At 70.5% G+C, this 26,021-nt stretch carries 24 protein-coding genes and 1 pseudogene; 10 read left to right on the forward strand and 15 right to left on the reverse strand.

All coding sequences use genetic code 11. The annotated features are described in order from the left end of the window. Positions 1–38 precede the first annotated feature (38 nt). Complete coding sequence (locus tag ACIRPT_RS18680) at positions 39–923, reverse strand: lysozyme (RefSeq protein WP_403828269.1); 885 nt, start codon at positions 921–923, stop codon at positions 39–41. A 349-nt stretch (positions 924–1,272) separates the two neighbouring features. Here ACIRPT_RS18680 and ACIRPT_RS18685 point away from each other — a divergent pair, with 349 nt between their 5' ends. Beyond that, positions 1,273–1,740, forward strand: coding sequence for a MarR family winged helix-turn-helix transcriptional regulator (locus tag ACIRPT_RS18685; protein WP_403828637.1), 468 nt, complete (start codon positions 1,273–1,275; stop codon positions 1,738–1,740). A gap of 48 nt (positions 1,741–1,788) precedes the next feature. Here ACIRPT_RS18685 and ACIRPT_RS18690 read toward each other — a convergent pair whose 3' ends face one another. Further along, a complete protein-coding gene (locus tag ACIRPT_RS18690; protein WP_403828271.1) occupies positions 1,789–2,634 on the reverse strand; it encodes a protein phosphatase 2C domain-containing protein in 846 nt (281 codons plus the stop codon). 480 nt (positions 2,635–3,114) lie between these two features. Here ACIRPT_RS18690 and ACIRPT_RS18695 point away from each other — a divergent pair, with 480 nt between their 5' ends. From ACIRPT_RS18695 to ACIRPT_RS18715, 5 genes are all read left to right on the forward strand, one after another. Beyond that, positions 3,115–6,030 (forward strand): nitrate- and nitrite sensing domain-containing protein, encoded by a 2,916-nt coding sequence (locus ACIRPT_RS18695; RefSeq protein ID WP_403828273.1) that lies wholly within the window; start codon positions 3,115–3,117, stop codon positions 6,028–6,030. Next, positions 6,027–6,515, forward strand: a complete 489-nt coding sequence (locus tag ACIRPT_RS18700) for a roadblock/LC7 domain-containing protein (RefSeq protein ID WP_403501500.1) — start codon at positions 6,027–6,029, stop codon at positions 6,513–6,515. The genes ACIRPT_RS18695 and ACIRPT_RS18700 overlap by 4 nt, the downstream gene beginning before the upstream one ends. 73 nt (positions 6,516–6,588) lie before the next feature. Continuing rightward, on the forward strand, positions 6,589–6,990 hold the full coding sequence (locus tag ACIRPT_RS18705; protein ID WP_403501502.1) for a DUF742 domain-containing protein: 402 nt from the start codon (positions 6,589–6,591) through the stop codon (positions 6,988–6,990). Between the two features lie 34 nt (positions 6,991–7,024). Beyond that, positions 7,025–7,648 carry a GTP-binding protein gene (locus tag ACIRPT_RS18710; protein WP_403502272.1) on the forward strand — a complete coding sequence of 208 codons (624 nt, stop codon included), beginning with the start codon at positions 7,025–7,027 and terminating at the stop codon, positions 7,646–7,648. Positions 7,649–7,708: 60 nt separating this feature from the next. Next, complete coding sequence (locus tag ACIRPT_RS18715) at positions 7,709–8,962, forward strand: styrene monooxygenase/indole monooxygenase family protein (RefSeq protein WP_403828275.1); 1,254 nt, start codon at positions 7,709–7,711, stop codon at positions 8,960–8,962. Between the two features lie 120 nt (positions 8,963–9,082). On the opposite strand, the gene ACIRPT_RS18720 is transcribed toward ACIRPT_RS18715, so the two are convergent. The 4 genes from ACIRPT_RS18720 to ACIRPT_RS18735 form a co-directional block, all read right to left on the reverse strand. Continuing rightward, a complete protein-coding gene (locus tag ACIRPT_RS18720; protein WP_403828277.1) occupies positions 9,083–10,096 on the reverse strand; it encodes a coiled-coil domain-containing protein in 1,014 nt (337 codons plus the stop codon). Positions 10,097–10,212: 116 nt separating this feature from the next. Then, positions 10,213–10,491 (reverse strand): hypothetical protein, encoded by a 279-nt coding sequence (locus ACIRPT_RS18725; protein ID WP_403828279.1) that lies wholly within the window; start codon positions 10,489–10,491, stop codon positions 10,213–10,215. 134 nt (positions 10,492–10,625) lie between these two features. Then, the gene (locus ACIRPT_RS18730) at positions 10,626–11,366 is read right to left on the reverse strand and encodes a TetR/AcrR family transcriptional regulator (RefSeq protein WP_403828281.1); all 741 of its coding nucleotides are present in this window, start codon (positions 11,364–11,366) and stop codon (positions 10,626–10,628) included. A gap of 73 nt (positions 11,367–11,439) precedes the next feature. Then, on the reverse strand, positions 11,440–12,387 hold the full coding sequence (locus tag ACIRPT_RS18735) for a diiron oxygenase (RefSeq protein WP_403828283.1): 948 nt from the start codon (positions 12,385–12,387) through the stop codon (positions 11,440–11,442). Positions 12,388–12,667: 280 nt separating this feature from the next. Between ACIRPT_RS18735 and ACIRPT_RS18740 the strand changes: the two genes are divergently transcribed. After that, the gene (locus ACIRPT_RS18740) at positions 12,668–13,777 is read left to right on the forward strand and encodes a ferritin-like domain-containing protein (protein WP_403828285.1); all 1,110 of its coding nucleotides are present in this window, start codon (positions 12,668–12,670) and stop codon (positions 13,775–13,777) included. A gap of 61 nt (positions 13,778–13,838) precedes the next feature. Here ACIRPT_RS18740 and ACIRPT_RS18745 read toward each other — a convergent pair whose 3' ends face one another. Genes ACIRPT_RS18745 through ACIRPT_RS18755 form a run of 3 tightly spaced genes read right to left on the reverse strand, consistent with a single transcriptional unit; the run spans position 13,839 to position 15,787 of the window. Further along, on the reverse strand, positions 13,839–14,147 hold the full coding sequence (locus tag ACIRPT_RS18745; RefSeq protein ID WP_403828287.1) for a hypothetical protein: 309 nt from the start codon (positions 14,145–14,147) through the stop codon (positions 13,839–13,841). Between the two features lie 60 nt (positions 14,148–14,207). Further along, positions 14,208–15,335, reverse strand: coding sequence for a hypothetical protein (locus tag ACIRPT_RS18750; RefSeq protein ID WP_403828289.1), 1,128 nt, complete (start codon positions 15,333–15,335; stop codon positions 14,208–14,210). A gap of 59 nt (positions 15,336–15,394) precedes the next feature. Continuing rightward, positions 15,395–15,787, reverse strand: coding sequence for a hypothetical protein (locus tag ACIRPT_RS18755; RefSeq protein WP_403828291.1), 393 nt, complete (start codon positions 15,785–15,787; stop codon positions 15,395–15,397). A gap of 230 nt (positions 15,788–16,017) precedes the next feature. Here ACIRPT_RS18755 and ACIRPT_RS18760 point away from each other — a divergent pair. After that, positions 16,018–16,868 (forward strand): annotated as a pseudogene (locus tag ACIRPT_RS18760) (ADP-ribosylglycohydrolase family protein). Here the strand turns inward: ACIRPT_RS18760 and ACIRPT_RS18765 are convergent. Genes ACIRPT_RS18765 through ACIRPT_RS18780 form a run of 4 tightly spaced genes read right to left on the reverse strand, consistent with a single transcriptional unit; the run spans position 16,865 to position 21,146 of the window. After that, positions 16,865–17,686 carry an ABC transporter ATP-binding protein gene (locus ACIRPT_RS18765; protein WP_403828293.1) on the reverse strand — a complete coding sequence of 274 codons (822 nt, stop codon included), beginning with the start codon at positions 17,684–17,686 and terminating at the stop codon, positions 16,865–16,867. The pseudogene ACIRPT_RS18760 and the gene ACIRPT_RS18765 sit on opposite strands and share 4 nt — an antisense overlap. 34 nt (positions 17,687–17,720) lie before the next feature. Further along, positions 17,721–18,215 carry an HD domain-containing protein gene (locus ACIRPT_RS18770; protein WP_403828295.1) on the reverse strand — a complete coding sequence of 165 codons (495 nt, stop codon included), beginning with the start codon at positions 18,213–18,215 and terminating at the stop codon, positions 17,721–17,723. 4 nt (positions 18,216–18,219) lie between these two features. Then, positions 18,220–19,710: a penicillin-binding transpeptidase domain-containing protein gene (locus ACIRPT_RS18775; RefSeq protein WP_403828297.1), complete on the reverse strand. Its 1,491-nt coding sequence runs from the start codon at positions 19,708–19,710 to the stop codon at positions 18,220–18,222. After that, positions 19,707–21,146 (reverse strand): FtsW/RodA/SpoVE family cell cycle protein, encoded by a 1,440-nt coding sequence (locus ACIRPT_RS18780; RefSeq protein WP_403828299.1) that lies wholly within the window; start codon positions 21,144–21,146, stop codon positions 19,707–19,709. Before ACIRPT_RS18780 ends, ACIRPT_RS18775 begins: the two co-directional genes overlap by 4 nt. 980 nt (positions 21,147–22,126) lie before the next feature. Between ACIRPT_RS18780 and ACIRPT_RS18785 the strand changes: the two genes are divergently transcribed. Then, positions 22,127–23,413 (forward strand): cytochrome P450, encoded by a 1,287-nt coding sequence (locus ACIRPT_RS18785; protein ID WP_403501535.1) that lies wholly within the window; start codon positions 22,127–22,129, stop codon positions 23,411–23,413. A 352-nt stretch (positions 23,414–23,765) separates the two neighbouring features. On the opposite strand, the gene ACIRPT_RS18790 is transcribed toward ACIRPT_RS18785, so the two are convergent. Beyond that, positions 23,766–23,957, reverse strand: a complete 192-nt coding sequence (locus tag ACIRPT_RS18790; protein WP_403501538.1) for a hypothetical protein — start codon at positions 23,955–23,957, stop codon at positions 23,766–23,768. Positions 23,958–24,479: 522 nt separating this feature from the next. Between ACIRPT_RS18790 and ACIRPT_RS18795 the strand changes: the two genes are divergently transcribed. After that, positions 24,480–25,091, forward strand: coding sequence for a LuxR C-terminal-related transcriptional regulator (locus ACIRPT_RS18795; protein ID WP_403828301.1), 612 nt, complete (start codon positions 24,480–24,482; stop codon positions 25,089–25,091). A 384-nt stretch (positions 25,092–25,475) separates the two neighbouring features. Here the strand turns inward: ACIRPT_RS18795 and ACIRPT_RS18800 are convergent. Next, on the reverse strand, positions 25,476–26,021 hold a 546-nt coding region (locus ACIRPT_RS18800; RefSeq protein WP_403828303.1), incomplete at its 5' end, for a hypothetical protein.

Raw genomic sequence — 26,021 nt, forward strand, 5'->3', positions numbered from 1 at the left:
CGGGCCGGCCGCCAGGGGGCGCCGTCAGGCGTCAGGCGTCAGCCGTTGGCCAAGGCCTGGAGGCGGTCCAGGGCGCCGTTGAAGCGGTTGTGGTCACCGACCGTCGCACCGCTGGAGGTGTACTGCCAGATGGTGTGGAAGCCCCAGCCGGCCGGGAGTTCGCCGACCGAGGAGCCATAGCGCGGGACCCACAGCGGATTGATGCTGCCGAAGGCCGTGGAGTTGCCGGTGCACTGCTTCCACCAGCTGGTGGAGGTGTAGATGACGGCGTCCCGGCCGGTGCGCGCCTTGTAGGTGGCGAACCAGTCCTTCATCCAGTTCACCAGCCCGGCCGCGCTCAGCCCGTAGCAGGTCGAGCCGTAGGGGTTGTACTCCATGTCGAGCGCCCCGGGCAGTGTCTTGCCGTCCTTGGACCAGCCGCCGCCGTGGTCGACGAAGTAGTTGGCCTGGGCGGCGCCGCTGGAGGTGTTGGGGGTGGCGAAGTGGTACGCGCCACGGATCATCCCCGCGTTGTAGGAGCCGTTGTACTGCTGCGCGAAGTACGGGTTGGTGTAGCTGGTGGACTCGGTCGCCTTGACGTACGCGAACCGTGACCCGCTGTTCCAGAGCGTCGACCAGGCGACATTGCCGTTGTGGCTGCTGACGTCCACGCCCTCGACGGACGCCGCCAGCGAGGACGGCGACGCGGCGATACCGGCCGCGTGCCCCTCGTGCTTGGCGATCTGGGAGCCGGCCCAGTCCTGTTCGGGGTGGCTGGGTTCGGTCGCGCGCCCGGGGGCCGCGGCACCCGCGGTGCCGGACGCGCCGAGCAGGAGGGAGAGGGCCGCCATCAGGGCCCCGGCGGCGGTCGCCAGGGAACGGGCCGGGCGGTGGGGGCGGGGGGAGTAGGGGTGGTGCGGGGCTCCGGATCTGAGCACGGGCATACGTGCCTCCATAGATCTCGAGGATCTAGGTGAGTGACCTGAGGGGGGAAGGTCGAGTGACCTGAGGGGGGTGGTCCGAAGAGGGGGGATCGACCGGCATGACACTGGTACGTACCTGCGTGCTTACCTGCGTACCTACTTGCTACCCACTTGCTACCCACTTGGTGTGGCCATGCCACAAAGGACGGTACGCGCGTAGACCAGCGTGACAAAAGAGGGGGCGGGGGCTGCCGTTGGTCTAATCCTGCGAAATACTGGCCGAGCTGCGGCTTCGGCCGCCGGCGAAAGAAACTTTCAGGCAGGGAAAGCGGGAAAGGGCGCTGACGTGCACAACACCGGAGCCGACGGAATGACGGCGGACGGCGAACAAACTGGTGTGGACCACGTATTCCTGTCCCTGGAGCGCGAATTGGCGGTATTCCTCCGCCGGGCCCGTGCCTCGTCCGGAGAGCTGGCGCGCGAGGTCCACCCCGACCTTGAGCCGGCCGCCTATGGCCTGCTCGTCCGGCTGGCCGATGCCGGAGCCCAGCGCGCCACCGAACTCGCCGCCTTCTTCGGCGTCGGCAAGGCCACCATGAGCCGCCAGCTGCACGCCCTGGAAAAGCTCGGACTCGTCGCCCGCGAACCGGACCCCGCCGACGGCCGGGCGGTCCTGGTACGCATCACCGACGAGGGCCGCGAGCGCTTCACCCGCGTCCGCACCGCCCGCCGCGCCCGCTACGCCCGCCGCCTCGCCGCCTGGGACCCCGCCGAGGTCGCCGAACTGGCCCGCCTCCTGCACCGCCTCAACGCGGAACAGGAAGGGGAAGAGGGCTGACCGGGCGCCGCCGGGGCCCGTGTGGTCCCGGCGGCACGGAAATCTTTGTCACGGCGCCACAAAAATCACCGAGGCGTCGTCCCGCGCCTTCCCCCGCGGATACGACCTGGCCTCCGGATCCGCCGCCTCCGCCGCCCGCACCCGGTCGATCAGCGCCTGCGGCCCCTCCCGGGCGACCAGCGCCGCGCACCGGTCCCAGGAGCCCTCGCGGAAGACCTCGACCCAGCGGCCCGCGCCGTCACTCAGCGCCGTCAGCGAGCGGACCTCGGAGCGCGGGGTGCTGCCCGTGACCGCGCGCCCGGCCACCGCCGGATCCGCGGCCGCGGTGAAGAAGCCGCCCTCGGCGTTGCGCAGCGCCTCGACCGCCCGGCCGTACTCCCGGCCCGCGGCGGCGCGTTCGGCGGAGCCGCGGGGCAGCGCCCGTACGGCGTCGCGCCGGGCGCGGACGGCCGGGGGCAGTTCGTCCAGCCGGGGGTCCAGCGCCGGATGTACCGATCCGTCCGGGTGCTCCAGAAGCAGTACGGAATCGGACAGCACCAGATGCTCCACGGTGCGGTCGGACCACCGCGCGGCGACGACAGTTGCCTGTGGAGTGCGGACGTGAGAAAGGTCACACGAGGTCCGATGGGTGTCGGCCGTCCGGGAGATGGCCTCGGCGAGCGCCTCAGTGAGCGTCATATCCCGGTGTGAACCCGACAGTTCGAGCATTGCGCCCCCGAGCCGCGCGGTGAACCACGGAACCGAATGGCGGCAGCCGTAGTCCCCCTCCGGCGGGGTCACCCCGTCCAGCAGAACCAGGACTCCGCCCTGCCCACCGGCGGGCAGGGCAACCGATGCGTAGTCCTCGTTTGGGCGTTGGGGATCGCCGGGCTCGGTGGCGAGTTCGATGCGCATACGGAAAAGTCTGCCGGAGGAGGCGGATCCGGCGCGTTTGCCGGGCGGTTCCGGGGGAGACGGCGTACGGGCAGGTCGGCGCCGTACCGACGGTAAGCGCCGGGGGCCCGGGCGGATGCGGGCGCGCATCTTTCCAGGACCGCGGCGCATCTCCAAACCTGTCTCGGGATTGGCCCAGGTTGCAGCCGCAACCGCCGAGGCAGGCGGGTTGATGGTCAAACTCCGATTGATGTTCACTCCTTCAGGTGGCCGGGCAGGTGTTGCCGAGCCACTGCGCGGTGCCGGTGGAATGGTCGATGCCCGGATCAGGGGCGGGGCCATTACGTTCGTCGCGACGCGTAGAGCCGGGCTGTTTTTCCCTTCGCGGAAGTGTGCGCTGCTGCGGTTTCGCAGGGGCCTCCTCCGCGGGCGGAGAGTGAGCCGGGTCGGCGCCGCCACACGGCGTGCGCAGGCGAGACAAGAATGCGAGCAGCGGTGCGGATGAAGCGGCTTCGGGGCGGCGCAGGGAAGCCGGGTTCACCGGCCGGTTCGGGACCGGGCACGGGCCCGGGCGCGACGGGCGACGGTGCGGGCGCCACGGGACGGCGTCCCGCGCGGGTGCGCAACCGGCTCGTCGGGGCCGTGGCGGTGGTGGCCGCGGCCGTCCTCGGGGCCGGCGCACCCGCCGTTGGCACCGCGGCCGACAACGCCCAGACCTCCCAGCAGCTGGTCGACCTGGCCCAGTTGAACGCGCGCGCCATCGCGCTCGCGCACTCCCTGGCCGACGAGCGCGACGCGATGACCGCGTATGTGGCGGCCGGGCGCGGCACCCACACCCCCCAGGCCACGCCGGGCGCCACCGGCGCCCCCCGCGCCTCCGGCTCCCCCGCCGGCGCCGAGAGCCCGGAATCCGCCTCCCAGCGCGACCGGGTGGACCGGCAGATCAAGGAACTGCGCCAGGAGGCCAACGACGCCTCCGGGGACACCAAGGTCTTCGCCGCCGCCGACAAGCTCCTGGCCGGGCTCCCGGGGACCCGTCACCAGGCGCTGACCGGGCCCGGCACGCCCGAGGAGATCCACGCCGCATACACCGAGGTCGTCCAGGCGCTCGGCGCGATCAGCGACGACATCGCCCGCGGACTGCCCGCCCGCGCGGACGCGGCGGACGCCGACACCCGCGCGCTGCCCGCCCTCGGCCGCGCCGCCGACCAGGCCGCCGGCACCCGCGGACTGCTGCTCGCCGCACTGGGCGCGGGCGGCCCGCAGCCCCGGCTCACCGCCGCCGCCCAGGTGGCCCATCTGCGCGAACAGGGCGCCCTGGGCGACTTCGCGCAGGCCGCGAGCGACGGTGCCCGGGAGCGCTACGACCGCACCGTGAACGGCGGCGATGTCACCACCGCCGAGCGCTATCTGACCCGCCTCACCGACCAGCCCCGGCTGGACGCCACCGATCTGCGGCTCAACCGTCGGCGGGTGCAGTCCTCGCTCACCGCCCGGATCGGGCTGATGCGCGGCGTCGAGTCCGGGATGGCCACCGCCGACATCGAGCGCCTGGGCACCCTGCGCGACGACGATGTGACGGCGCTGGAGATCCGTATCGGACTCGAAGGCCTCTGCCTGCTGCTGGCCGTCGGCGCCGGCATCTGGGCCGCCCGCACCATGACCCAGCCACTGGCCGCGCTGCGGATCGGCGCCAGGCGGCTCGCCGAGGACCCCGCCCACGAGGAGCCCCTCGCCTACAAGGGCCGCGACGACGAATTCGCCGCCGCCGTACGGTCCGTCAACGCCCTGCACGCCCAGGTCAGCGAGCTGGCGAAGAAGAACGAGGAGCTGGCCGGCGAGCGCAAGCGGCTGATCGGCGGCCGGCAGCGGCTGGTCGCCGAGCGCGAGGTGCTCCAGGACCAGGCCGGCGAGCTCAAGCAGGAGATCGCCGATCTCACCGAGCGGCTGGCGGCGCTGCGCTCCGGCGTGCACGGGCGGTTCGTCAGCCTCTCGCTGCGCACCCTCGGCCTGGTGGAGCGCCAGCTCGGCGTCATCGAGTCGCTGGAGGAGAGCGAGCAGGACCCGGAGCGCCTGGACACCCTCTTCAAGCTGGACCACTTCGCCGCGCGGATGCGCCGCAACAGCGAGAACCTCCTGGTCCTGGCGGGCGCCGAACAGCACGGCAACAGCCACCCGGGCCCGGTACCGCTGCTGGATGTGCTGCGCGCCGCCATCAGCGAGATCGAGCGGTACGAGCGGGTGCGCATCGAGTCGCTGCCCCCGCACTCCCAGGTCGCCGGCTTCGCCGCGGACGACCTCAGCCACCTGGTCGCCGAACTCCTGGAGAACGCCACGGCGTTCTCGCCGCCCAACGCCCATGTCGAACTGTCCGGCTGGCTGCTGGAGAGCGGCGAGGTCATGCTCTCCGTCCAGGACCAGGGCATAGGGATGACCGCCGACCGGCTGGCCGAGCTCAACGAGCGGCTCTCCGACGTCGACGCGGCCTCGTCCTCCGAGACCATCGACGAGGCGCTGGGCCTCGGCCTCTACGTCGTGGTGCGGCTGGCCGCCCGGCACGGCGTACGGGTCCAGCTGCGCGACCAGAAGCAGGGCGGCGTCACCGCCGTCGTCGTGCTGCCCAAGTCGATCCTGCCCACCCGCCCCTCGCCGGCCGGTGCCGCGCCGTCGACCGTGCCGCAGGACCTGGCGCACACCCCGAGCCTGCCCGGCTCGGTCGCCGAGGCGAACTCCAACGCCCTGCCGACGCGGGTGGCGCGCACCGAACCCGCCGCCGCGCCCGCAGCGGACACGGAGAGCGGCGAGACCGGAACCGATGCGCTGGTGGCCGCCGCGGAGCGGGCCATCGACGCGGCCGGCGCCGACGCGGAACCCGACGGCGAGCACACCCGGCCCGCCGACGAGACGCCGGACGGACGCACGGAGGCGACGGCCGGGCCCGCCGCCGGCGCCGACCCGTACGCCATCGGCCCGGACGCCCACGCGCGCCTTGACGGCGCCCCGGCCGCCGCGCCCGAGGCCGATGCACCCGAGGCCGACGAGCCGACCGCCACCGATGAGGCGCTCACCGAACCGGCGCCCGCCGAGGAAGGCGGCGACGAAGCGCCCGCACCGGACGCCGAAGACCCCGCCGCCGCATCCCCGCAGAAGCGGCGCACCGCCACCGGCCTGCCCAAGCGCACGCCCAAGGTCGTGGCGCAGCAGCAGGCACCCGCCGCACCGCGCAAGAGCGGCGCGTCCACGGCCGATGCGCTGCGGCGCCGGCTCGGCGGGTTCCAGCAAGGGGCGCGAGACGGCCGCCGCGACATCGAGGCCGAGATCGCGGAACGTACAGCGGAGCAGACCATCCCACAGACGGACACCGACGGAGCGGGGGCCCCGGGAGAGAGCCACGTTGTCGAGGAGGCACGCGATTGAACGCGAAAGCGCCCGCCGGTTACGGACGCGGACTGAGCAGTCAGGCGAGAAACCTGCACTGGCTGCTGACCAATCTGGTCGATGAGGTCCCGGGCATCCGCTCGGTGGCGGTGGTCTCCTCCGACGGACTTCTGCTGCTGGCCTCCGACCCGGGACTCGCCGACGAGGCACAGCCGGGAACCGACGGTCCCAAGGGATCCAGCGCCGACCTGGCCACGATCGTGTCCGGGCTCGGCAGCCTCACCGGCGGTGCGGCGAAGCTGATGGACGGCGGCGAGGTCAAGCAGACGATGGTCGCGATGGACGACGGCAGCCTGTTCGTCATGTCCGTCAGCGACGGCTCGCTGCTCGGCGTGCACGCCACCCCCGACTGCGACATGAGCGTCATCGCCTACCACATGGCGCTCTTCGTGGGCCGGGCCGGACATGTCCTGACCCCCGAACTCCGCACCGAACTGCGTCAGTCGATGGAGAACGCCCAGTGAACGAACGTAGCGAGCGAGCCGTTGAGCGGCGCATACCGAGCCGGTGCGAGGCCGGGCGAAGCGAGGTTCCGGCATGAGCGGCAACCCCAAACTCCCGATACGCGGCGCGGACAGAAAACCCGCGCGCGTGCGGCCGTACTCGCTCACCGGCGGCCGGACGCGCTTCGGCCATGTGCTGCTCGTCGAGACGTTCGTGGCCGCGCTGGAGGCCCCCGAGGAGCGTCGCGAGCTCACCGCCGGCAACTGGGGCGAGCGGGTGATGCCCGAGATGCGGGCGATCGTCGAGCTGTGCCGCCGGATGCGCTCCGTCGCGGAGATCTCCGCGCTGCTCAAGATGCCGCTGGGAGTGGTCCGCGTGCTGCTCAGCGATCTCGCCGACCAGGGAAAGATCCGCGTCTACGGCACCGGGCACGGCACCGGCCGTCCGAACCGCGCGCTGCTCGAAAGGGTGCTCGGTGGACTTCACAAGCTCTGACACGACAGCGGCCGGGCCGACGGCGAGCGGCGGCGTGGTGGGAGGGACCGGCGGGGTCGGGGGACAGACCGCCGACGCGGGGCTGCAGAGCTGGCAGACGGACCGTTCGCGGGCACCGATCGCCACCAAGATCGTGGTGGCGGGCGGCTTCGGCGTCGGCAAGACCACCTTCGTGGGCTCGGTCTCGGAGATCACCCCGTTGCAGACCGAGGCGGTGATGACGCAGGCCAGCGAGGACACCGACGATCTGACCGCCACCCCGGAGAAGACCACGACCACGGTCGCGATGGACTTCGGGCGGATCACCCTCGACCAGGACCTGGTGCTCTACCTGTTCGGCACGCCCGGACAGCAGCGCTTCTGGTTCATGTGGGACGACCTGGTGCGCGGCGCGATCGGCGCGATCGTGATGGCCGACACCCGGCGGCTGGAGGACTGCTTCCCGGCGCTGGACTACTTCGAGAGCTGCGGCCTGCCGTACGTGGTGGCCGTCAACCACTTCGAAGGCACCCGGTCCTACGCCGTGGACGACGTCCGCGAGGCGCTGACCGTGCCCGAGCACATACCCGTCGTGATCATGGACGCGCGGGACCGGACCACCGTGGTGACGTCGCTGCTGGCGCTGGTCGGCCACGCGCTGGAGTCCGCCCCCCAGTAGGCCGCCGCGCCCCGCCCCGACACACCTCCCTCAACAGCAGTAGCAGAGAAGAGCACCGCCATGCGGAAGATACTCATCGTCGGAGCCGGCCAGTCCGGTCTCCAGCTCGCCCTTGGCCTCCAGGACAAGGGCTACGAGGTCACCCTCATGTCCAACCGCACCGCCGACGAGATCCGCTCCGGCCGGGTCATGTCGACGCAGTGCATGTTCGACACCGCCCTCCAGCACGAGCGCGACCTCCAGATCAACTTCTGGGAGAACCAGGCCCCGCGCATCGAGGGCCTCGGCGTCTCGGTCGCCGCCCCCGGCAGCCACGAGGGACCCGAGGGCTCGCAGCGCGCCATCGACTGGGTGGGCATGCTCGACGGCTACGCCCAGTCCGTCGACCAGCGGGTCAAGATGGCCGGCTGGATGGAGACCTTCGCGCAGCGCGGCGGCCAGCTCGTCATCCACGGCGCCGCCGTCTCCGACCTGGACTTCTTCGCGAGCCGCTACGACCTGACGCTGGTCTCCGCCGGCAAGGGCGAGCTGGTGTCCATGTTCGGCCGGGACGCCTCCCGTTCCCCCTACGACGCCCCGCAGCGCGCGCTGGCCGTCGCGTACGTCCAGGGCATGGGCCCGCGCCCCGAGCACCCCGAGTTCGACGCGGTCCGCTGCAACGTCGTGCCCGGTGTCGGCGAGCTCTTCGTCATGCCGACCCTGACCACCTCCGGCCGCGCCGACATCCTCTTCTGGGAGGGCATCCCCGGCGGCCCGCTGGACGCCTTCCAGTCCGTCAAGGACCCGGAGGAGCACCTGGCCACCACGCTGGAACTGATGAAGACGTTCCTGCCCTGGGAGTACGCGCGCTGCACCGAGGTGGAGCTGACCGACGCCAACGGCACGCTGGCCGGCCGCTACGCCCCGACCGTACGCAACCCGATCGGCAAGCTGCCGTCCGGCGGCCTGGTCCTCGGCGTCGCGGACGTGGTCGTCGCCAACGACCCGATCACCGGCCAGGGCTCCAACTCGGCCGCCAAGTGCGCCGCTTCCTACCTCTCCTCCATCGTCGAGCGCGGCGAGGAGCCCTTCGACGGCGACTGGATGCAGGCGACCTTCGACCGTTACTGGAACACCGCCCGGCACGTCACCAAGTGGACCAACGCGATGCTGGCCCCGCCGCCGGAGCACGTCCTGAACATCCTCGGTGCGGGCGGCCAGATCCAGCCCGTCGCCGACCGCTTCGCCAACGGCTTCGATGACCCGTCCGACTTCGAGAACTTCTTCTACGACCCGGACAAGGCGAACGCCTACCTCGCCTCGTTCAGCGGCTGAACGGGCTCGGCGGCTGAACGGGCCGGCTGAGCCGGGCCACCGGCCGCGCCGGCCCCCCGGCCCCTGCCACTCCCGGCCGGCGGACTCCTCCAGACGGTCCGCCGGCCGGGCTCCTTGCCATCAGGCTTCCGCCGGCCGGTCGTCACGCCGCATGCCGTCGGTCGCCTGAGCCTCCAGCCGCCCCAGTTCCGCGAGCTGTTCCGGGGAGAGCGTGGCGAGCAGCGCCTCGACCTCCTTGAGCTTCCCCGCCGCCGTCTCCCGCTGATAGCGGGCCCGGTCGGTGAGCGCCTGCTGCTTGTCCAGCGCCGCGTGGGCCTTGGCCGCCAGCGCGTCGGCCTTGCGCTCGCCGCTGGTGAACCGCGCCACCGCGGCGCGCTGGTCCCGCGCCGCCTCCCTGATCAGATGCCGGGTGTCCATGGCCTGCTGGGGATTCCTGGCCAGCAGTACCCGCAGATACGACGAGACCGGCGACCCCGATGCCTGGTACTGGAGCCGCGCCAGCCGCCCCGCGTCCGCCCGCCCGCCCTCCAGCTGGGCACGGGCCCGCGCCAGTTGGGCGGTGAGGGTGTCGGACTGCTGCCGCACCGCCCGGAGGTCGTTCTCCGTCTGCCGGTAGGCCTTGGCGGAGTCCTCCGACTGGTGGTAGAGGGTCTGGAGTTTCTGGAGGAGGGCGACCGGGCTGCGTTCGGCGGGGGCGGGGGAGGGGCTGCCGGCGGGGCCGGTGTCCGACGGCTCATCGGCGCCGCCGCCCGTACCGTCCGGCATCCCGTCCGGGCCGTCCGGATCGCCCCCGTCGACTCCCTCGGTGACCCGTCCCAGCTCGCCCTCGCCGGTGTCCGGGATCCAGGTGTCGGCCGTCCCGGTGTCCGTCGTCCCGCTGTCCGTGGTCCCGGGGGTCGGCCTGTCGTAAGGGGGCTTGCTGTCCCGGTGCCTGGTGTCCGGGGAGTGGGTGGGCCGGGGCGTCCGGTCCGGGGGTTTGGTGTCCTCCCACCCCGCGGACCTCGACCCGCCGGGCGTCAGCTCCGCGGGCACCGCGTCCGTCCCGGGATCGGCCAGGACTGACGAGGGCAGCGTCAGCGCCACCACCCCGATGAGCCCCAGGGTGCAGACCCAGGGCAGAACACGTCGGGACACCGATTCACCTCCGCCGGAAGCTCCGCTTCACCCGCATGTGCGGGCGACTCGGATGCTGTCACGACAGTCGTACATTTCGGATGAACGGGCGTCGGTGGGGCGCCCGGACCACCCGATCAGTCGCGGGCGCGGCCGCGCCGGAAGAAGCGTCGCAGCGTACTGCCGCTGTGCGCCGCCCCCTCCGGGTCGTACACGTACTTCCACCCGCTCGGCAGCCCCAGCCGTCCCACCCGCCCCGGGGTCCGCCGGTAGACATGGACCGTCGGCGGCCGCCCGTCGTCGTTCGGCACCGGGATCTCATAGCTCTTCGGCGGCTGGCCGGTCGCGCCGACCAGCACCGGCAGGACCCGGCCGTCCAGCGGACCGCCGACGAAGGGGGTGTTCTCGCTTCTCACCGTTCAAATGTAAGTGAGCGGGCGCGCGCCCTTGATCACTGCGCCTCGCCGGAACGGCACGCGCCCCCGGGTACGCCGCCGCGGGTGCGCCCACGCCTCCGCAACGGCCCGGCATCCCGCCGCATCGTGGCAGGTCACAGCAGGTGCGCGGCGTCGCCGGCGACGGGCAGGACGCGGCGGGCCAGATCGCCGACCGGCCCGTCGGCGGTCTCCAGAGCCAGCGCCGCCCGGGTCACCCGCGCGGTCTGCTCGTCCCGGGCCGCGGTCGCGGTCAGCAGCGCGACGAAGTGGTCGACGAGCCAGTCGCGCAGCTCGTCCAGGCCCGGCTGCTTGTCCTCGTCCAGCCAGATCAGCGAGGCGGCCTCGACGGCGGTGATCCACATCCGGACCGTCATCCGCAGCCGCAGTCCCGGCTCCGGCTCGCCCAGATGCCGCAGGATCTGGTCGGCGGCGGCGCGCCGCACCTCGTCCACGATCGCGGTCGTCCGGGAGGTCTCCACGACGCTGCCGCCCTGGAGCAGCGCGCTGAACCCGGCGTCGTGCTCGTCGACGAACGCCAGATACCGGTCCAGCGCGCGCGACAGCCGCTGGGTGAGCGGGCCGGTCTCCGGTTCGGCGAAGCAGCGCTCCAGGATGTCGGCGGCGCTGCGCAGCGCGGCCTCGTACAACTGCTGTTTGCCGCCCGGGAAGTAGCGGTAGACGAGCGGCCGCGAGACCTCGGCGGCGGTCGCCACGTCGTCCAGCGAGACGTCCTCGGGCGCGCGCTGTGCGAACAGGCCCAGGGCGGCGGCGAGCAGTTGACTGCGGCGCTGCTCGACGCTCAGCCTGCGGTAGGCGGGTCGGGGTACTGCTGGGGCGGTGCCGCTGCCGTTCATGAACAGCAGCGTAACCGCCCCGGATTCCGTGTCGTACACATGCTCGTACGGGATGTGTCCCACGCGGGCGGCTTCAGGCCAGCAGTCCCGAACTGCGCCACAACCGGCGCCCCAGGCCCCGCATGACGCCGATCTCGTCGAGGAAATCGGTCAGCCGCTGGGCGCCGGACTGCATCACCTCGCGACGGTGGCCGCTCGCCTTGACCTGGGCGACGGCCGCGCGCCGGTCCAGGCCGACGTTGGTGTAGACCTCGGGGTTGACGAAGGCGAGGGAGAAGACCCGGGCCGCCTCGCCGCAGCTGATCCGGGTCAACTCCCGTTCCCAGCGCGGCGCGGTGACCATCTGGCGGCGCAGCTCCTCGCGGGCGTAGCGGACGTGCCGGGCCTCCTCGACGACATGGATGCGGGTCACCCCGCGCACGATGGTCTGCACCCGCTCGTCCGGGAAGGTCAGCCGCTGCATCCAGTCCAGGATCTCCTCGCCGAGCAGGGTGCAGGCGAAGGAGCCGGGGGTGGTGGAGACCGTCTTGAGGATCCGGGCGAGGTTGTGGTTGAGGCGGGAGACCGGGTACGCGGGCGCCCCGCCCCGCTCGATCATCCGCGCGAACATCTTGGAGTGTCGGCACTCATCGGCGATCTCGGTGAGCGCGTAGCGGACGTGCGCGCTGGTCACCGGCTTGTCGTAGATGTGCCGTACGAGCAGCTGCATCAGGATGATCTCGAACCAGATGCCCAGCGAGGCGAGCGAGGCGGCCTCGTGCCGGGAGAGGTCCTGCTGCTGCTCCAGCGACATCTTCCGCCACATCGGGGTGTCGTAGAGCGAGACCAGCTCAGGCGGCCAGAACCATTTGCCGTCCTCGAGGGGCGCGTCCCAGTCGAGTTCGGTGTCGGGGTCGAAGGAGTGCCTGGCGGAGGAGTCGAGCAGGCGCTCGGCGACCTGTTCCCGGTCCTTGAGCAGCCCGAGGGCGTCCCGCAGGACTTCGGTATCCGTCACGGTCATTGCGGTTGGCGCGCTCGTCATGCGTGGCTACCTCATTCACGGGGTTACCGGTGGTCACGTGGGATCGCCTCTTATGAGACTGCGCGTCAGCAAGCTCGTCAATCCCCCGCGCGCGACTTATTGACCCACCGGTAAGAAACGTGTGAGCCTGCCAACGGCTGCCCGCCGTGAGGCGTTTGACAGGCGTGTGGCGAGCGCTTCGGTGAGCGTTTCCGCCGGCGCCGCGGTGAGTGCGGTGACGATTTCCGTGACGAGTGCTGTGGTGCGTGTGCGGTGAATTCGGTGAACTGAGGAGGCGTCGGTGTCGAGCCGCGATCTTTACGTACAGGACCCGGGCGACCCCCTGTGGAAGGTGCCCGCCACCGGCGCGGCCCGCTTCAGCTGGGAGTACGACGACGGCCGCGACCGGCTGCTGGCCCTCTACCAGAAGGGCAAGGACAAGCAGTGGGACGCCAATCTGCGCATCGACTGGGACCTGGAGGTCGACCCCAAGGACCCGCTCGGCACCCCCGATGAATCCATGTCCCTCTACGGCACCAAGTACTGGGACAAGATGACGGAAAAGGACCGCGGCGACCTCCGCCAGCATTACACCTCCTGGCAGTTCAGCCAGTTCCTGCACGGCGAGCAGGGCGCGATGGTGTGCGCCGCCCGGATCGTCGAGTCCGTCCCGGACCTCGACGCGAAGTTCTACTCCGCCACCCAGACCATGGACGAGGCCCGGCACGCGGAGATCTACGCCCGCTTCCTGAAGGAAAAGATCGGGATGCTCTACCCGGTCAACGACAACCTCCAGTCGCTGCTCTCCGACACCCTCGAGGACTCCCGCTGGGACATGCCCTATCTGGGCATGCAGGTGCTGATCGAGGGCCTGGCGCTGGCCGCCTTCGGCATGATCCGCGACACCACCACCAAGCCGCTGCCCAAGCAGATCCTCGCCTACGTCATGCAGGACGAGGCGCGCCATGTCGCCTTCGGCCGGATGGCGCTGCGCGACTACTACAAGCAGCTGACCGACGCCGAACTGCGCGAGCGCGAGGACTTCGTCATCGAGGGCTGCTACCTGATGCGCGACCGGCTGCGCGGCCTGGAGGTGCTGGAGAACTTCGGCATACCCCCGCAGGAGGCCGCCGAGTTCACCGAGCGCTCCGAATTCCTGCACCTCTTCCGCAAACTGCTCTTCAGCCGCATCGTGCCCTGTGTGAAGGACATCGGCCTGTGGGGCGAACGCCTCCAGCGCGCCTACCTGGACATGGGCGTCTTCGAGATGGGCGACTCCAACCTCGACCTGCTGATGGCCCAGGACGAGGAACTGGCCGAGAAGCTGGACGCGGAACGCTTCGCCGCGGAGGAGGACGCCCGTACGGCCGAGGTGGCCGACGCGATCGCGCAGGGCGCGGCGGAGGACTGAGCGGACGGAACGCAACGGCGCCGGGGACTGACGGGCGGCAGGTGCTCCCCGGCGCCCGGGCTCATTTCAGGACCCGGAGCAGCTCGATGCAGATGACCCAGCTTGCCGCCACACCCGCAATGGCCGGATACAGGCGACGAGTACGGCCCCGCCAGCGCCGGATCATCAGATAGATCCCCGCGTACGTAACGATCAGATTCAGCACCGGAATCCAGAGCAGCCCCGGACTGTCCCGCCATGCCACACGGATGAATATCCATGGAACCAGCGCGCCCACGACGGGCAACGCGCGTTCGTAGAATCGGAATTTCCAGGCCGGAAGCCCTAGCGCCCTGGTGTCTCTCGTATCGGGGAGCTCTGGTTGGGGCACGTCAGGCCCTCCCTCTCGGTGTGGCAGGTTTCTTCTGCTGTGGCCAGGAGTGGCCTGCTGCTATGCGGCCCGGTTGTCGTAGCCCTTGCCCGGTACCGGAAAATCGTTGACCGATTTGACCGTACCGGCAAGCGTGCCCTCAATTGCGCCCGCCCCGGCGCTGACCACCTTCATGACCTTGTCGAGCATTTCCATTGCATCCCCCCATTTTTTCGTTATCCGCAGGATGTCGGCGGCGACCATCGCGTAGAGGGGTGCGGCCACCGTGGCGCCGAGGGGGCCCGCGGCCAGTGCCGCATCGCCGGCAATTTTCTTGAGCAGCGCATTGAGCCCCAGATCAAGAACATCCACCATCAAGCCCTTGAAGAATTCCGCGAAGGCGTATACGGCGCCGGAGATCCTGGAGTAGTTGTCTTTGAGTGAGGTAAAGGTTTCCTGGAGCTCCAGGAGCTTGCCGCCGGTCTCGTCGAAGTAGACGTACGCGGCATCTGCGGAATTACCCTGCCAGGTCGCGTCCAGCTCGGTATTGCCCGCCTTGACGTTCTGCGAGATTGCGCCACATAGATCGGCCACGCAACCCCAGACTTCGGCGCATTCGAGATATGATTCCCAGTCCCCCGCGATCCAGCTGACGAAGTCCCCGAGTGGATCCCACCCGGTCATGATCTTGATGAATTCCAGCACCATGGCGGAGGGGCTGGCAAGGTCGAGCAGCGTCCCGGCGACTTTCTCTCCGGGGTGCTGACCGAACTCTGCCAGCCAGTCAGCCACATAGCTGTCCTCGCCGCCGGGGGCCTTCAGCCGTGAGTTGGCGTCTGCCTTGTCCGCGAAGCTGGACGAAGGCCCCTTCGTCGCCTTGGCGTCCCCGCTTCGATGGGGTTTGCTCTGCGGGTACGTGGCATCGACCTTGCGGGCCTGCTCCTCATCGGTCGACAGATAGTATTTGGCCGATTTCTTCAGCTCGTCCGAAGAAGCGTCAAGGATGCGCTGGAACCCTTCGAGGCACTTCTTCGCATCGTGCATATGCTCACTGTGTGGCGTGAAAACGGACTGCCAGAGATCCCCGACCGCATCCTCGAGTTTGCAGTTCTTCTGAATGTAGTCGATGCCCGCACCGGCGTCCTCGCTTGCACGGAAAAGCAGCTTGGCATAGCCGTCCAGATCGGCTGGCTCTACGGTGAAACTCACGATGCTTTGTCCCCCTCGGACCTACGGATGAATGGTGACGTTGCGTGGGCCGCCGCGTCCTAGAACGCCGACCATCCTTTACCGCTGTGCCGGCCCTCAGTGGATGAGCTCCGGCCCTGCGCCGCACGCTCTTCCGCCATTTCGCGGCGCTCGGCGTCGAGCGCCTTTTCGCCTTCGACGGCACGGGCGTGGCGTTCGGCGTCGGACATCTCGTTCCATTCCGCCCACTGCCCCTTCTCCAGCAGGGCATCGCCGTAGCCGCTGGTCTGCGTGGCCTGACGCAGACCGATCCGGCCGCTGAGGACCTCCTGGGCCATTTCCTTCAGGGTGTCTCCCGCCCCGCCGCGGGCAATCAACTCCAGGGATCTACGTAGGACCCGCGCCTCTGCCGGATCTTTGGCGATGTCCATGAATTCCGACTCGTCAACCTGTTTCTGCGGTTCGTCGGGCATAACTCCCCCTAGGCACATGCAATTCTTGGTAACGGTACAGCAAAGAGATGGTATGCGGCCAGCGCCCGCGGGAATTGCCGCGTAAATTAGGAATGTTGAGAAGTGAAGAAGCCGTAAAGTTTGATAAATGTGCCGCTCGGGAGGGTCATACGCATACGCCGCTCAGCTCTGGTGGAATTTCCGCGCCGGCGCCGGGCACCGACCGGTGCCCGCATGGCAGGATCCGTGCCATGCATGACCGACGACGGGCCGCCGCCCGCGCGAGCCTCGACGGACTGGCGTTCGGTGACGCCTTCGGGGAGCGCTTCTTCGGGCTGTTCCGCCCGGCGGACGAGGCCCGCCGGCTGATCGGCGAGCGCACCGCGCCGCCCGATCCGCACTGGCACTGGACGGACGACACCGCCATGGCGCTCGGCCTGTTCGCCGTCCTGGAGGCGCACGGCGAGGTGCCGGCGCAGCCGCTGGCCGAGCGGTTCGCCGCCGACTACGAGACCGACCCCGGCCGCGGCTACGGCCCCGGCATGCACGCCCTGCTGCCCCGCGTCGCCACCCGGCCCGGCGAGTGGGAGACGCTGGCGACCGCCCTCTTCGGCGGCGAGGGCAGCCTGGGCAACGGCGCGGCCGTGGGGGTCCGCCCTGCTCGTTAAGAGCTTGGGGGAGGGTTGCCCCGCTCGGCGCCTGGTTCCACGACGACCTCGACCGTGCCGCCGAACAGGCCGCCGCGTCCGCCCGCGTCACCCACGCCCACCCCGAAGGCATCGCGGGCGCGGTGGCGGTGGCCCGGGCGGCCGCCCTCTCGGCCCGCGGCGAGACACCGGCGCCGCCGCGGTCGCCGCCCTCCCCCAAGCTCTTGAAGAGCAGGGGGGACCCCCATCGACGACACCGTCCCCTTTGCCCTGTGGTGCGCCGCCCGGCACCCCGACGACCTGGAGTCCGCCCTCTGGACCACCGCCGCCGGCCTCGGTGATGTGGACACCGCCTGCGCCATCGTGGCGGGGTGGTGGCGGCCCGTACGGGAACGGGCGCGCTGCCCGAGGAGTGGAAGCGGCGCCGGGAACCGCTGCCGCCCCCGGTCGGTTAGCGCCTGCCCGACCGGGCCAGCCAGCGTCCCTCGTGCCGGGACACCTCGATCGGCCGGCCGAAGCACGCCGTCATCCGCTCACCGGTCAGCACCTCGGCCACCGGGCCGCGCGCCTGCACCCGCCCGTCGCGCAGCAGCAGGGCGTGGCCGATGGCCGGGGAGAGCTCCTCCAGGTGATGCGTCACCGTCACGGTCGCCAACTCCGGCCGCCCCAGGGCGAGCCGGTGCAGCGCATCGATCAGATCCTCGCGCGAGGGCAGGTCGAGCGCGTTGAACGGCTCGTCGAGCAGCAGCAGCGCGGGATCGGACATCAGCGCGCGGGCGATCAGGATCCGGGCCCGCTGGCCGCCCGAACACACCCCGTACGGACGGTCGGTGAGCTCCTTGCAGTCCAGCTCGGCGAGCAGCTCATGGGCGCGCTCGCGGGTGGCCGTGTCGTACTTGCGCCACAGCGGCTGCACGGTACCCGTCGCGCCGGTCAGCACGACGGTGTGCCCGGTGGCGTCCTGCGGAACCTTCTGCGCGCCGGAGACCAGTCCGATGACGGCACGCAGCTCGCGCACGTCCACCGTGCCGAGCCGGTGCCCGAGCACCTCGACGGTCCCGACGGTGGGGAACATCAGCGCCCCGATCAGCCGCAGGACGGTCGTCTTGCCCGCGCCGTTCGCGCCGAGCAGCGCCCAGTGCTCACCGGAACGTAGGGTCCAGTCGACGGCGTCGAGGATGACCTGGTCGGTGACGTAGCGGCGGACACCGACGCCGTCCAGCGCGGCGATCACGCGGACGGCGCGCGGGTCCGAAGGCTGCGGGAGAGTCATCGCGGCAGGGTAGCTGTGGGAGGCACCTTTCTGCTCAGGTGTCCGATGTCTGGACCTCCGGCGGTTCCCGCGTCAGCCCCAACAGGCCGCGCACCGCGGCGTACTTGGCCGTCAGCCGCTCCCGCGTCGGCCCGTCCAGCACGGCCAGCCGGGCCGGGTCGGCGTTGTGCGCGAGGTCGGACTCCTTGACCAGCAGCGCGCCGGGCGTGGCCAGGATGCGGGCGGTGTACTCCTCGACCGGCTCGCCCGCCCGCTTGGTGACGGCCAGGACCATCGCCTTGGTCGCCTCGCTCAGCGCCGCGCCCGCCAGCCACTCCCGGCTCAGCGCGGCGTCCTCGACGGCGTCGTGCAGCCAGGCCGCCGCGATCTGCTCGTCGCTGCCGCCCCGCGCCGCCACCCCCGCCGCGACCGCGGCCAGATGCTCGGTGTAGGGACGGCCCGCCTTGTCGGTCTGTCCGGCATGGGCCCGCCGGGCCAGCTCCTCGACCTCGGTGAGCGAGAGCGGCGGGGGCGGTGTCGTATCGGCCATGCGGTCATTGTGACCCGGCGCCGGCACGGGCGCGGGCGTCGTGCCGCAATGCGGCCGCCATCACCTCGTGGGCGATCGGCGCCGCGACGCTGCCGCCGCTGATGTCCGACCGGTCCGCCGCGGCGTCCTCGACCACCACGGCCACCGCCACCGCCGGCTCGCTGCTGTCCTTGGCCCTCGCCCAGGAGATGAACCAGGCGTAGGGCACCCCTTCGTTGCGCGGCCCGTGTTGCGCCGTACCGGTCTTCCCGCCCACCGTGGCGCCCTTGATGGCGGCCTGTTTCCCGCTCCCGTGCTCGACGACGTCGACCATCATTTCCTGGAGCTGCGCGGCGACGGACGGCCCCATCGCCTGGCGGGCGGGGCGCTGCGGCCCGGCGTCCAGGGTGGTTCCCCGGGCGTTGGCCACCTCGTCGACCAGATACGGCGGCGTCAGGATCCCGCCGTTGGCGACCGCCGCCGCGACCATCGCCATCTGGAGCGGGGTGGCGGTGGTGTCGAACTGCCCGATCGCCGACAGCGCGACCTGCGACGCATCCATCTGCGTGCCGAAGGTGCTCGGTGCCACGGGGGAGGGGATGCGCAGCCGGCGGTCGTTGAACCCGAACCGCTCCGCGGCCTCGGCCATCCCGTACAGCCCGACCCGGGCGCCCAGCCGCGCGAAAACGGTGTTGCAGGAGAGGCGGAAGGCGTCCTTGAGGCTGGCGTTGTGGCAGCCCTTCGCCGAGTTGCCCAGGCGGGTGACGGTGCCGGGCAGGGTGTAGGGGTCGGGGGTGTCCGTAGGCGCGTCGATATCGGTGACCCGGCGGTTCTCCAGCGCCGCCGCCGCGGTGACGACCTTGAAGACGGAGCCGGGCGGATAGGCCTTGCGGATCGCCCGGTTGAGCATCGGCCGGCGCACCGCGCCGCTCAGCCGCCGCCATGCGTCGCTGACCGAAGTCCCGTTTCCCGAAAGGGAGTTGGGATCGTACGAGGGAGTGCTCGCCAGTGCCAGGATCCGCCCGGTGCGCGGCTCGATCGCGGCCACCGCGCCCTTCTTGCCGGCCAGCCCCCGGAACGCGGCGCGCTGCATCGCGGGGTCGATGCTGGTGGCGACGCTGCCGCCGGGCCGGTGGCCGTGGGCCGGCCGGTCGCCCCAGGGGAAGGTGGCGAGCCGGTCGTCGGTGCCGGCCAGGATGCCGTCCTCGGCGCGCTCCAGCAGCGAGGTGCCGTAGAGCTGCGAGGAGTAGCCGGTGACCGGCGCGTACAGCGGGCCGTCGGTGTACGTCCGTTCGTAGCGCAGCCGGCCGCCGCTGTCCCGGGAGCCGGTGACGGGCCTGCCCGCGACCAGCACGGCGCCGCGCGGCTGGGCGTAACGGGCCAGTGCGGCACGGCGGTTGGCCGGATTGGCGCTATAGGCGCCGGCCTCCCACACCTGCACCCGGGCGGCGTTGACCAGCAGTGCGAGCAGCAGAAGGGCGCAGATCGCGGCGATCTGCCGGATGCAGCGCGTCACGGCCGGACCCCCGGCTCGGGGCGGGGCTCCGGCGCGCGGTGGGCGTGCCCTACGGCCGGGTCCTCGGCCCTCCGCTGCCGCGGCGGCCGCTCGGGCCCCCGCGCCCGGTCACTGATCCGCGCCAGCAGCGCCACGATGATCCAGTTCGTCACCACCGAGGACCCGCCCTGTGCCAGGAACGGCAACGCCATCCCCGTCAGCGGGATCAGCCCCATCACCCCGCCCGCGATGACGAACACCTGGACGGCGGGCAGCGCGGCCAGGCCCACGGCCAGCAGGGCGCCGAACGGTTCGCGGATGCCGAGCGCGGCCCGGAATCCGCACGCCACCAGCAGCGCGTACAGCACGAACAGCGCGCAGAGCCCGGCCAGCCCCAGCTCCTCGCCGTAGGTCGCCAGCACGAAGTCGGACTTCATGGCGAACCCGATCAGCTGTGAATCGCCCTGCCCCAGCCCCGTCCCCAGCAGCCCGCCCGCCGCGAAGGCGAACAGCGACTGGGCGAGCTGGCCCGGCCCCTTGCCCGCCGCGATGCCCGCGAACGGATGCAGCCAGTCCTCCACCCGCCCGTGCACATGCGGCTCCAGCGTCGCGACCGTCACCGCGCCGGCCGCCGCCAGCAGCAGCCCCACCGCCAGCCACCCGATCCGTCCGGTGGCCACATACAGCAGGACCACGAAGATCCCGAAGAACAGCAGCGAGGTCCCCAGATCCCGCTCCAGGACCAGTACGCCCACGCTCACCAGCCAGATCGCCACCACCGGCCCGAGCACCCGGCCGGTGGGCAGCCGCAGGCTCCACCGCGTGCCTCCGGTGACATCCAGCGCACCGCGGTGCGCCGCGAGATACGCCGAGAAGAAGACCGTGATCAGCACCTTGGCGAATTCGCCGGGCTGGAGCGAGAGTCCCGCCACCCGGATCCAGATCTTGGCGCCGTTGACGGCCGGGAACGCGATCGGCGCGATCATCAGCAGCAGCGCGAGGGCGGCGCAGGGGGCGGCGAGCCGCTGGAGCGTCCGGTGGTCGCGCAGCAGCCCCACCACGCCGATGAAGAGGCCGACGCCGACCGTGGACCACACCAGCTGGGCGGGAGCGGCATGGCTGCCGGGCGTCTCCAGGTCGAGCCGGAAGATGAGGACCAGGCCCAGACCGTTGAGCAGGACGGCGATGGGCAGCAGCAGCGGATCGGCGTACGGGGCGCGCAGGCGCACGGCGAGATGGGCGAGCAGTGCCAGCGCGCCGAGGCCGGCACCGTATTTCGCCGCGCCGACCGGAATGGCATGCCCCGTGGCGATCCCCACGGTCACATAGCCGCAGACGCTGATGAACACCGCGCCCGCCAGGAGGCCCAGTTCGATGCCCCGCCGCCGGGGTGGCAGCGGCACGGGTGGGGGAGTGTCCGCGGGACGCGCGGGAGCCGCCGGTGCCGTTGCCGTCATGGCAGGCAACGTAGCAAGTGCCGGGCCATATATCCGTTATGTCGCACACGGTGTTCGGGGAGGGGCCCGGGCCCGGACCGTGCGGCCGGACGCCCGCACTTCCAGGCGCGTGCGTCCGGCACGGCCACCGCCCGCCCGCGCTCCCGAAGCGACACCCCCGCCGTCCCCACCGGCGAAGCCGCGACGGCCTGTCGCACCTGGCAGCGCCGGAGGCGTCAACTCGTCCTCATGCGCACCCATTTCGGGACACCCTCCACGATGTCGTCCAGGCGTCCCGCCGCGCCCGGAACGCGCCGGGACCGCTCGCCGGCCGCTCGTACCGACTCGGCCGGACCCCGCGAGCCGCGTACCGAGAACCAGACCAGTGCCGGTGACTGTCCGGCTCGCCCTGTAAGACGTCTGCCGGGTGAGGGGCGGCCCGCCGTCCGACAACCGCACCATCAACCGCACCGTCAGCACCACCGCCCCCGGCCGCTCCTGCGCGGTCACCGGGACGGCGCCACCCCGCGGCCTGCACATCATCCGACTCGGTCGGCTGCGGGTCACCGATCGCACCGCCGCGCACCAGCTCCCCGATGGCGCGCACGCCAAGCAACTTCGCCGCCCGCCGCCGGCCATCCCCCCGCGCCCCGCCGGAGTCCCGGAGCCCACGGGGTGCCGCCGATATCCCCCTCGTTCCGTGAACGCTTCCAATGACACTTTGTAAACTCGTCCAGACCGACCTGAACGACCTGAAGAAGCCCCGCAACCCGACCGAAAAGTCCGAACAGACCGAAAAGCACTAGGCCGAGCTCGTCACGCCGATGCGGCCGACCGATGACATCGGTCGACGGCATGGACCCGCGCCATGACCACCGCGGGCGAGGGGCTGTGGCGTACGTCTCATCCGTGCACGCCGAGTGGAGGTCCCGTGCCCTCTCGGCCCCATGGGCCGCGAAGCGCGGTGACCGACCCCCTCGACGAAAGGCAGTATTAGCGTCATGACGACTCTCCGTTCCCGGATCATCGCCTGGGCCGGCCGTATGTATCTGGCGAGAACACGCAAGAAGGGGTTCGACCTGTCTCGGATGTCTTTCTTGCCCGAGTCCGTCCTGATGCCCCTGCGGCGCGAGGGGCTCAACCCGGTGGGCGAATTGGGGGCCGTCCGGGAGAAGGAACCGGTCACCAGACTTCCGGTGCCGATAGCCGCCAACGTCTGGCTGGTCACCGGCTACGACGAAGTCAAGCAGGTGCTCGGAAAGGCCGATGCCTTCAGCTCGGACTTCACCAACCTCGTCGGCAAGGCCGGCGCGGGCGCCGAACAGAACCCCGGCGGCCTGGGCTTCGCCGACCCGCCCGTACACACCCGGCTGCGCCGCCTGCTGACCCCCGAATTCACCATGCGCCGCCTCGGCCGGCTCACCCCGCGTATCCACGAGATCGTCGAAGAACGCCTCGACGCCATGGAAGCGGCGGGCAAAAACGGCGACCCGGTCGACATCGTCCATTCCTTCGCCCTGCCCATCCCCTCCCTGGTCATCTGCGAACTCCTCGGCGTCCCTTACGAGGACCGCGAGGACTTCGAACGGCTCAGCGCCGCCCGATTCGATCTCTTCAGCGGGGCAAACGCCTCCTTCGGCGCCATATCCGAATCCCTCTCCTATTTCCGGGACATCGTCAAGAAGCAGCGCGAGAATCCGGGTGACGGTCTGCTCGGCATGATCGTCAAGGAACACGGCGACACGGTCAGCGACGAAGAACTGGCCGGCCTGGCCGACGGCGTCCTCACCGGCGGCTTCGAGACCACCGCCAGCATGCTCGCCCTCGGCGCCCTGGTCCTCCTCCAGGACCCGGAGCACTTCGCGGCCGTCAAGGACGGCGACGAAGCGGTGGAGCGCTATGTCGAGGAACTGCTGCGCTATCTCACCGTCGTACAGGTCGCATTCCCCCGCTTCGCCCGCGAGGACATCGAAATCGGCGGCGTAGGGATCACCTCCGGTGACGTCGTCCTGTGCTCCCTCAGCGGCGCCGACCGCGACGGCAAACTCGGCCCGGAAATGGAGCAGTTCGATCCGTCCCGCAACGTTCCCTCCCACCTCGCCTTCGGGTACGGAATACACCGCTGCGTTGGCGCCGAACTCGCCCGGATGGAACTCCGCGCCGCCTATCCCGCCCTGGTCCGCCGCTTCCCGAACATGCGCCTGGCCGCCAAGCCCGAGGACCTCGAATTCCGCAAGCTGTCCATCGTTTACGGAATCGAGTCGCTCCCGGTCCACCTCGACGGCTGACCCAGCGCTTTCCCGGCGCCCCTATGCGACCGGGCACCCGGCCCGATCGCCGAGTGCCCGGTCGTCGCACGCCGCGGGGCTCACCCCTCGGCCGCCGCTTTCCACACCTGTGGCATCGACTCCGGCCGGCGCTCGACCACGCGTCGCGCCGAGGCCCGCGGCGACTTCCCGTTCCGTCCGGGTTCCTGCCGCTTCCGCCCGAATTTCTGTGGGGCCCTGACCTCACGGGCGCCCTCGTCGTGAGCCTCAGCAGCCACCTGGCGCACCAAGCGGATCCGCCTGCGATGAAGAAGCCCCGCCGCGCGCCCAAGGTCTCCCATGGCGCGCGGCGGGGCTGAGGTAGTCAGACGGATTACTCGCCGACGAGTCCGAGGTCGCGGAGGATGTCGGGCAGGAAACCCTTGTCCTGCTCGCCGTCCGATTTTGAGGACAGGAGGCTCTTGCCGTGCGAGCCTCCATGGTCGTCCGCTGTGGCCAGGCTCGCGCCACCCAGTACGGCAGCTCCGGCCAGTGCTACTGCCGCGAGGATGGTGGGGATACGCATGCTGTGCTCCTGTTCGTTGGGAATGCGTAACTCCACGATCGGCGCGGGCGCACACGGGCGCGCGCCGGGCTACTCCATCACGGGCCGGAGCACGCCCGTTGGAGTGGCCGGGCCACCGAGCGGGCCGTGCCGCGAGGCCGCCGCGCCGCTCGCCGCACCGCCGGACGGTCCGGAGGAAACGCCCTTGCGCTCATCCGGCTCCGGCCGGGGCGCCCTCCCGTGCGTACTGCCTACCCGAGAAATCCGGCGGCGGCCACGCAAGGGCCGCGCCCGGTGACACGCACAAGCCGCCGGCGCCACCCCGACGGCGCGACCGCCGACCGCGCCCGGACGCCCGCCACCTGACCGACGGCCGACCGCGGGTCCCCTGGGACCGAGGCGGCGGGCCGGATGAGCCGCCTGGCCTACTGGGCATGCCGACGGTCGTCAATGGGTCCATTCTGTGTGCAGACGGTAGGGCCGCCGGCCGTCGGCTGCGGAGTCTGTCGTGTGGCGGGTGGCCCCATCTCCCCTGGAACTTAGATGACCACACCGCTGACGCCCATTACTGTCATCTGCGACTGCCCGCTATTTCTCCACGGCCTCGCGCATGTGATCAACCCCGAGCCGGATCTGCAGATTGTGACCGCGGTCAGCCGGGTTGGCGATCATTACAGTGACAGGAATGGCGGAGAGGTCGTCCTGCTGAATCTCCAGATGCCCACCTGGGAGACCTCCAGCGTCGTCTCCCAATTGCATCTGCAAGGGCATGCGGTCATCGTTCTGTCGGTCTCCGAAACACAATCCGACGTAGTCTTGTGCATTAAGGCAGGCGCGCGTGGATACCTGGGCCAGAGAATCAGCGAAGCGGAATTGCTCACGGCCATCCGTGCCGTAGCTACGGGACACAGCTACTTCTCCACGCACGTCAATGGCAGGGTCCTGCCCGCGCCGCCTCTCCACATCACCGACCGCGAGAGGCAGATCCTGCAGCTCGTTGCCAACGGCGCCACGGACCGGGAGATCGCCGCCAAGCTGAACATCACCGAGAATACGGTGCATTCGCACCTGGACCGGCTGCGCAGCAAGAGCGGCTCGCACCGAAGGGCGGATCTGACCCGGCTGGCGCTGCGCTACGGCCTGACAGGTGATTGACCTTCGAACCGGATTGGGTAGTTCTACCCCGGCGGGAGTCGACGGTCCTGCCCACATACCAACCGGCAATTCTGCCCCTTGACCTTCCGGGTGAATTAGACAACCGTGATGTATTGAGAACGCTAATGAAGCAGCGCCATTCGTATGTCGCCGTAGTGCGGCGCGCACGACGGCGCTCGCGTGAAGCCACGGGATTTCGTATTCACACCCTCGAATTCTCGGGTGAAGTTCACGAAATTTACCTGACTTCCTTTATTGAGTTTACTCATTTTTTCACGGGGCTGAACCATGAAAAAGATGCTCGGTGTCGCGGCAGCCGTTTGCATGGCAGCAGGCGGGTATGGCGTCACAGCCGCCGAAGCCAGTAGTGCACCTCAGGCAGGCTCAGTAGCCGCAGCAGCACAGGGAAATGTCCACACTGTAAAAAACCACACGAAAGTAAAGGCTCCGGATCGCGTGGTCTGCGTCCGGCGGCAGGGGCGCCTGAGGTGCTTCAACAGGCCTAATGTGGTGGGCGGTGGACTCGGCAACGCCATCGGCAATGCCACGAACAACGCCGCCGGAGCCGGTGGCGGCGGCCTCGGTAACGCAATTGGTAACGCTACGGGCAATGCTCGTGGCGGTGCTGGTGGCCTTGGTAACGCGATCGGCAACGCTACGGGCAACGCTGGTGGCGGCGGTGCCGGTGGTCTCGGCAACGCAATTGGTAACGCTACGGGTAATGCCGGTGGCGGCGGTGCTGGTGGCCTCGGCAACGCGATCGGCAACGCTACGGGTAATGCTGGTGGAGCCGGTGCCGGTGGTCTCGGCAACGCCATTGGCAATGCTCAGAACAATGCTGGTGGAGCCGGTGCCGGTGGTCTCGGCAACGCCATTGGCAATGCTCAGAACAATGCTGGTGGAGCCGGTGCCGGTGGTCTCGGCAACGCG

The sequence above is a fragment of the Streptomyces sp. NPDC101227 genome (assembly GCF_044767545.1).
Taxonomy (GTDB): Bacteria; Actinomycetota; Actinomycetes; order Streptomycetales; family Streptomycetaceae; genus Streptomyces.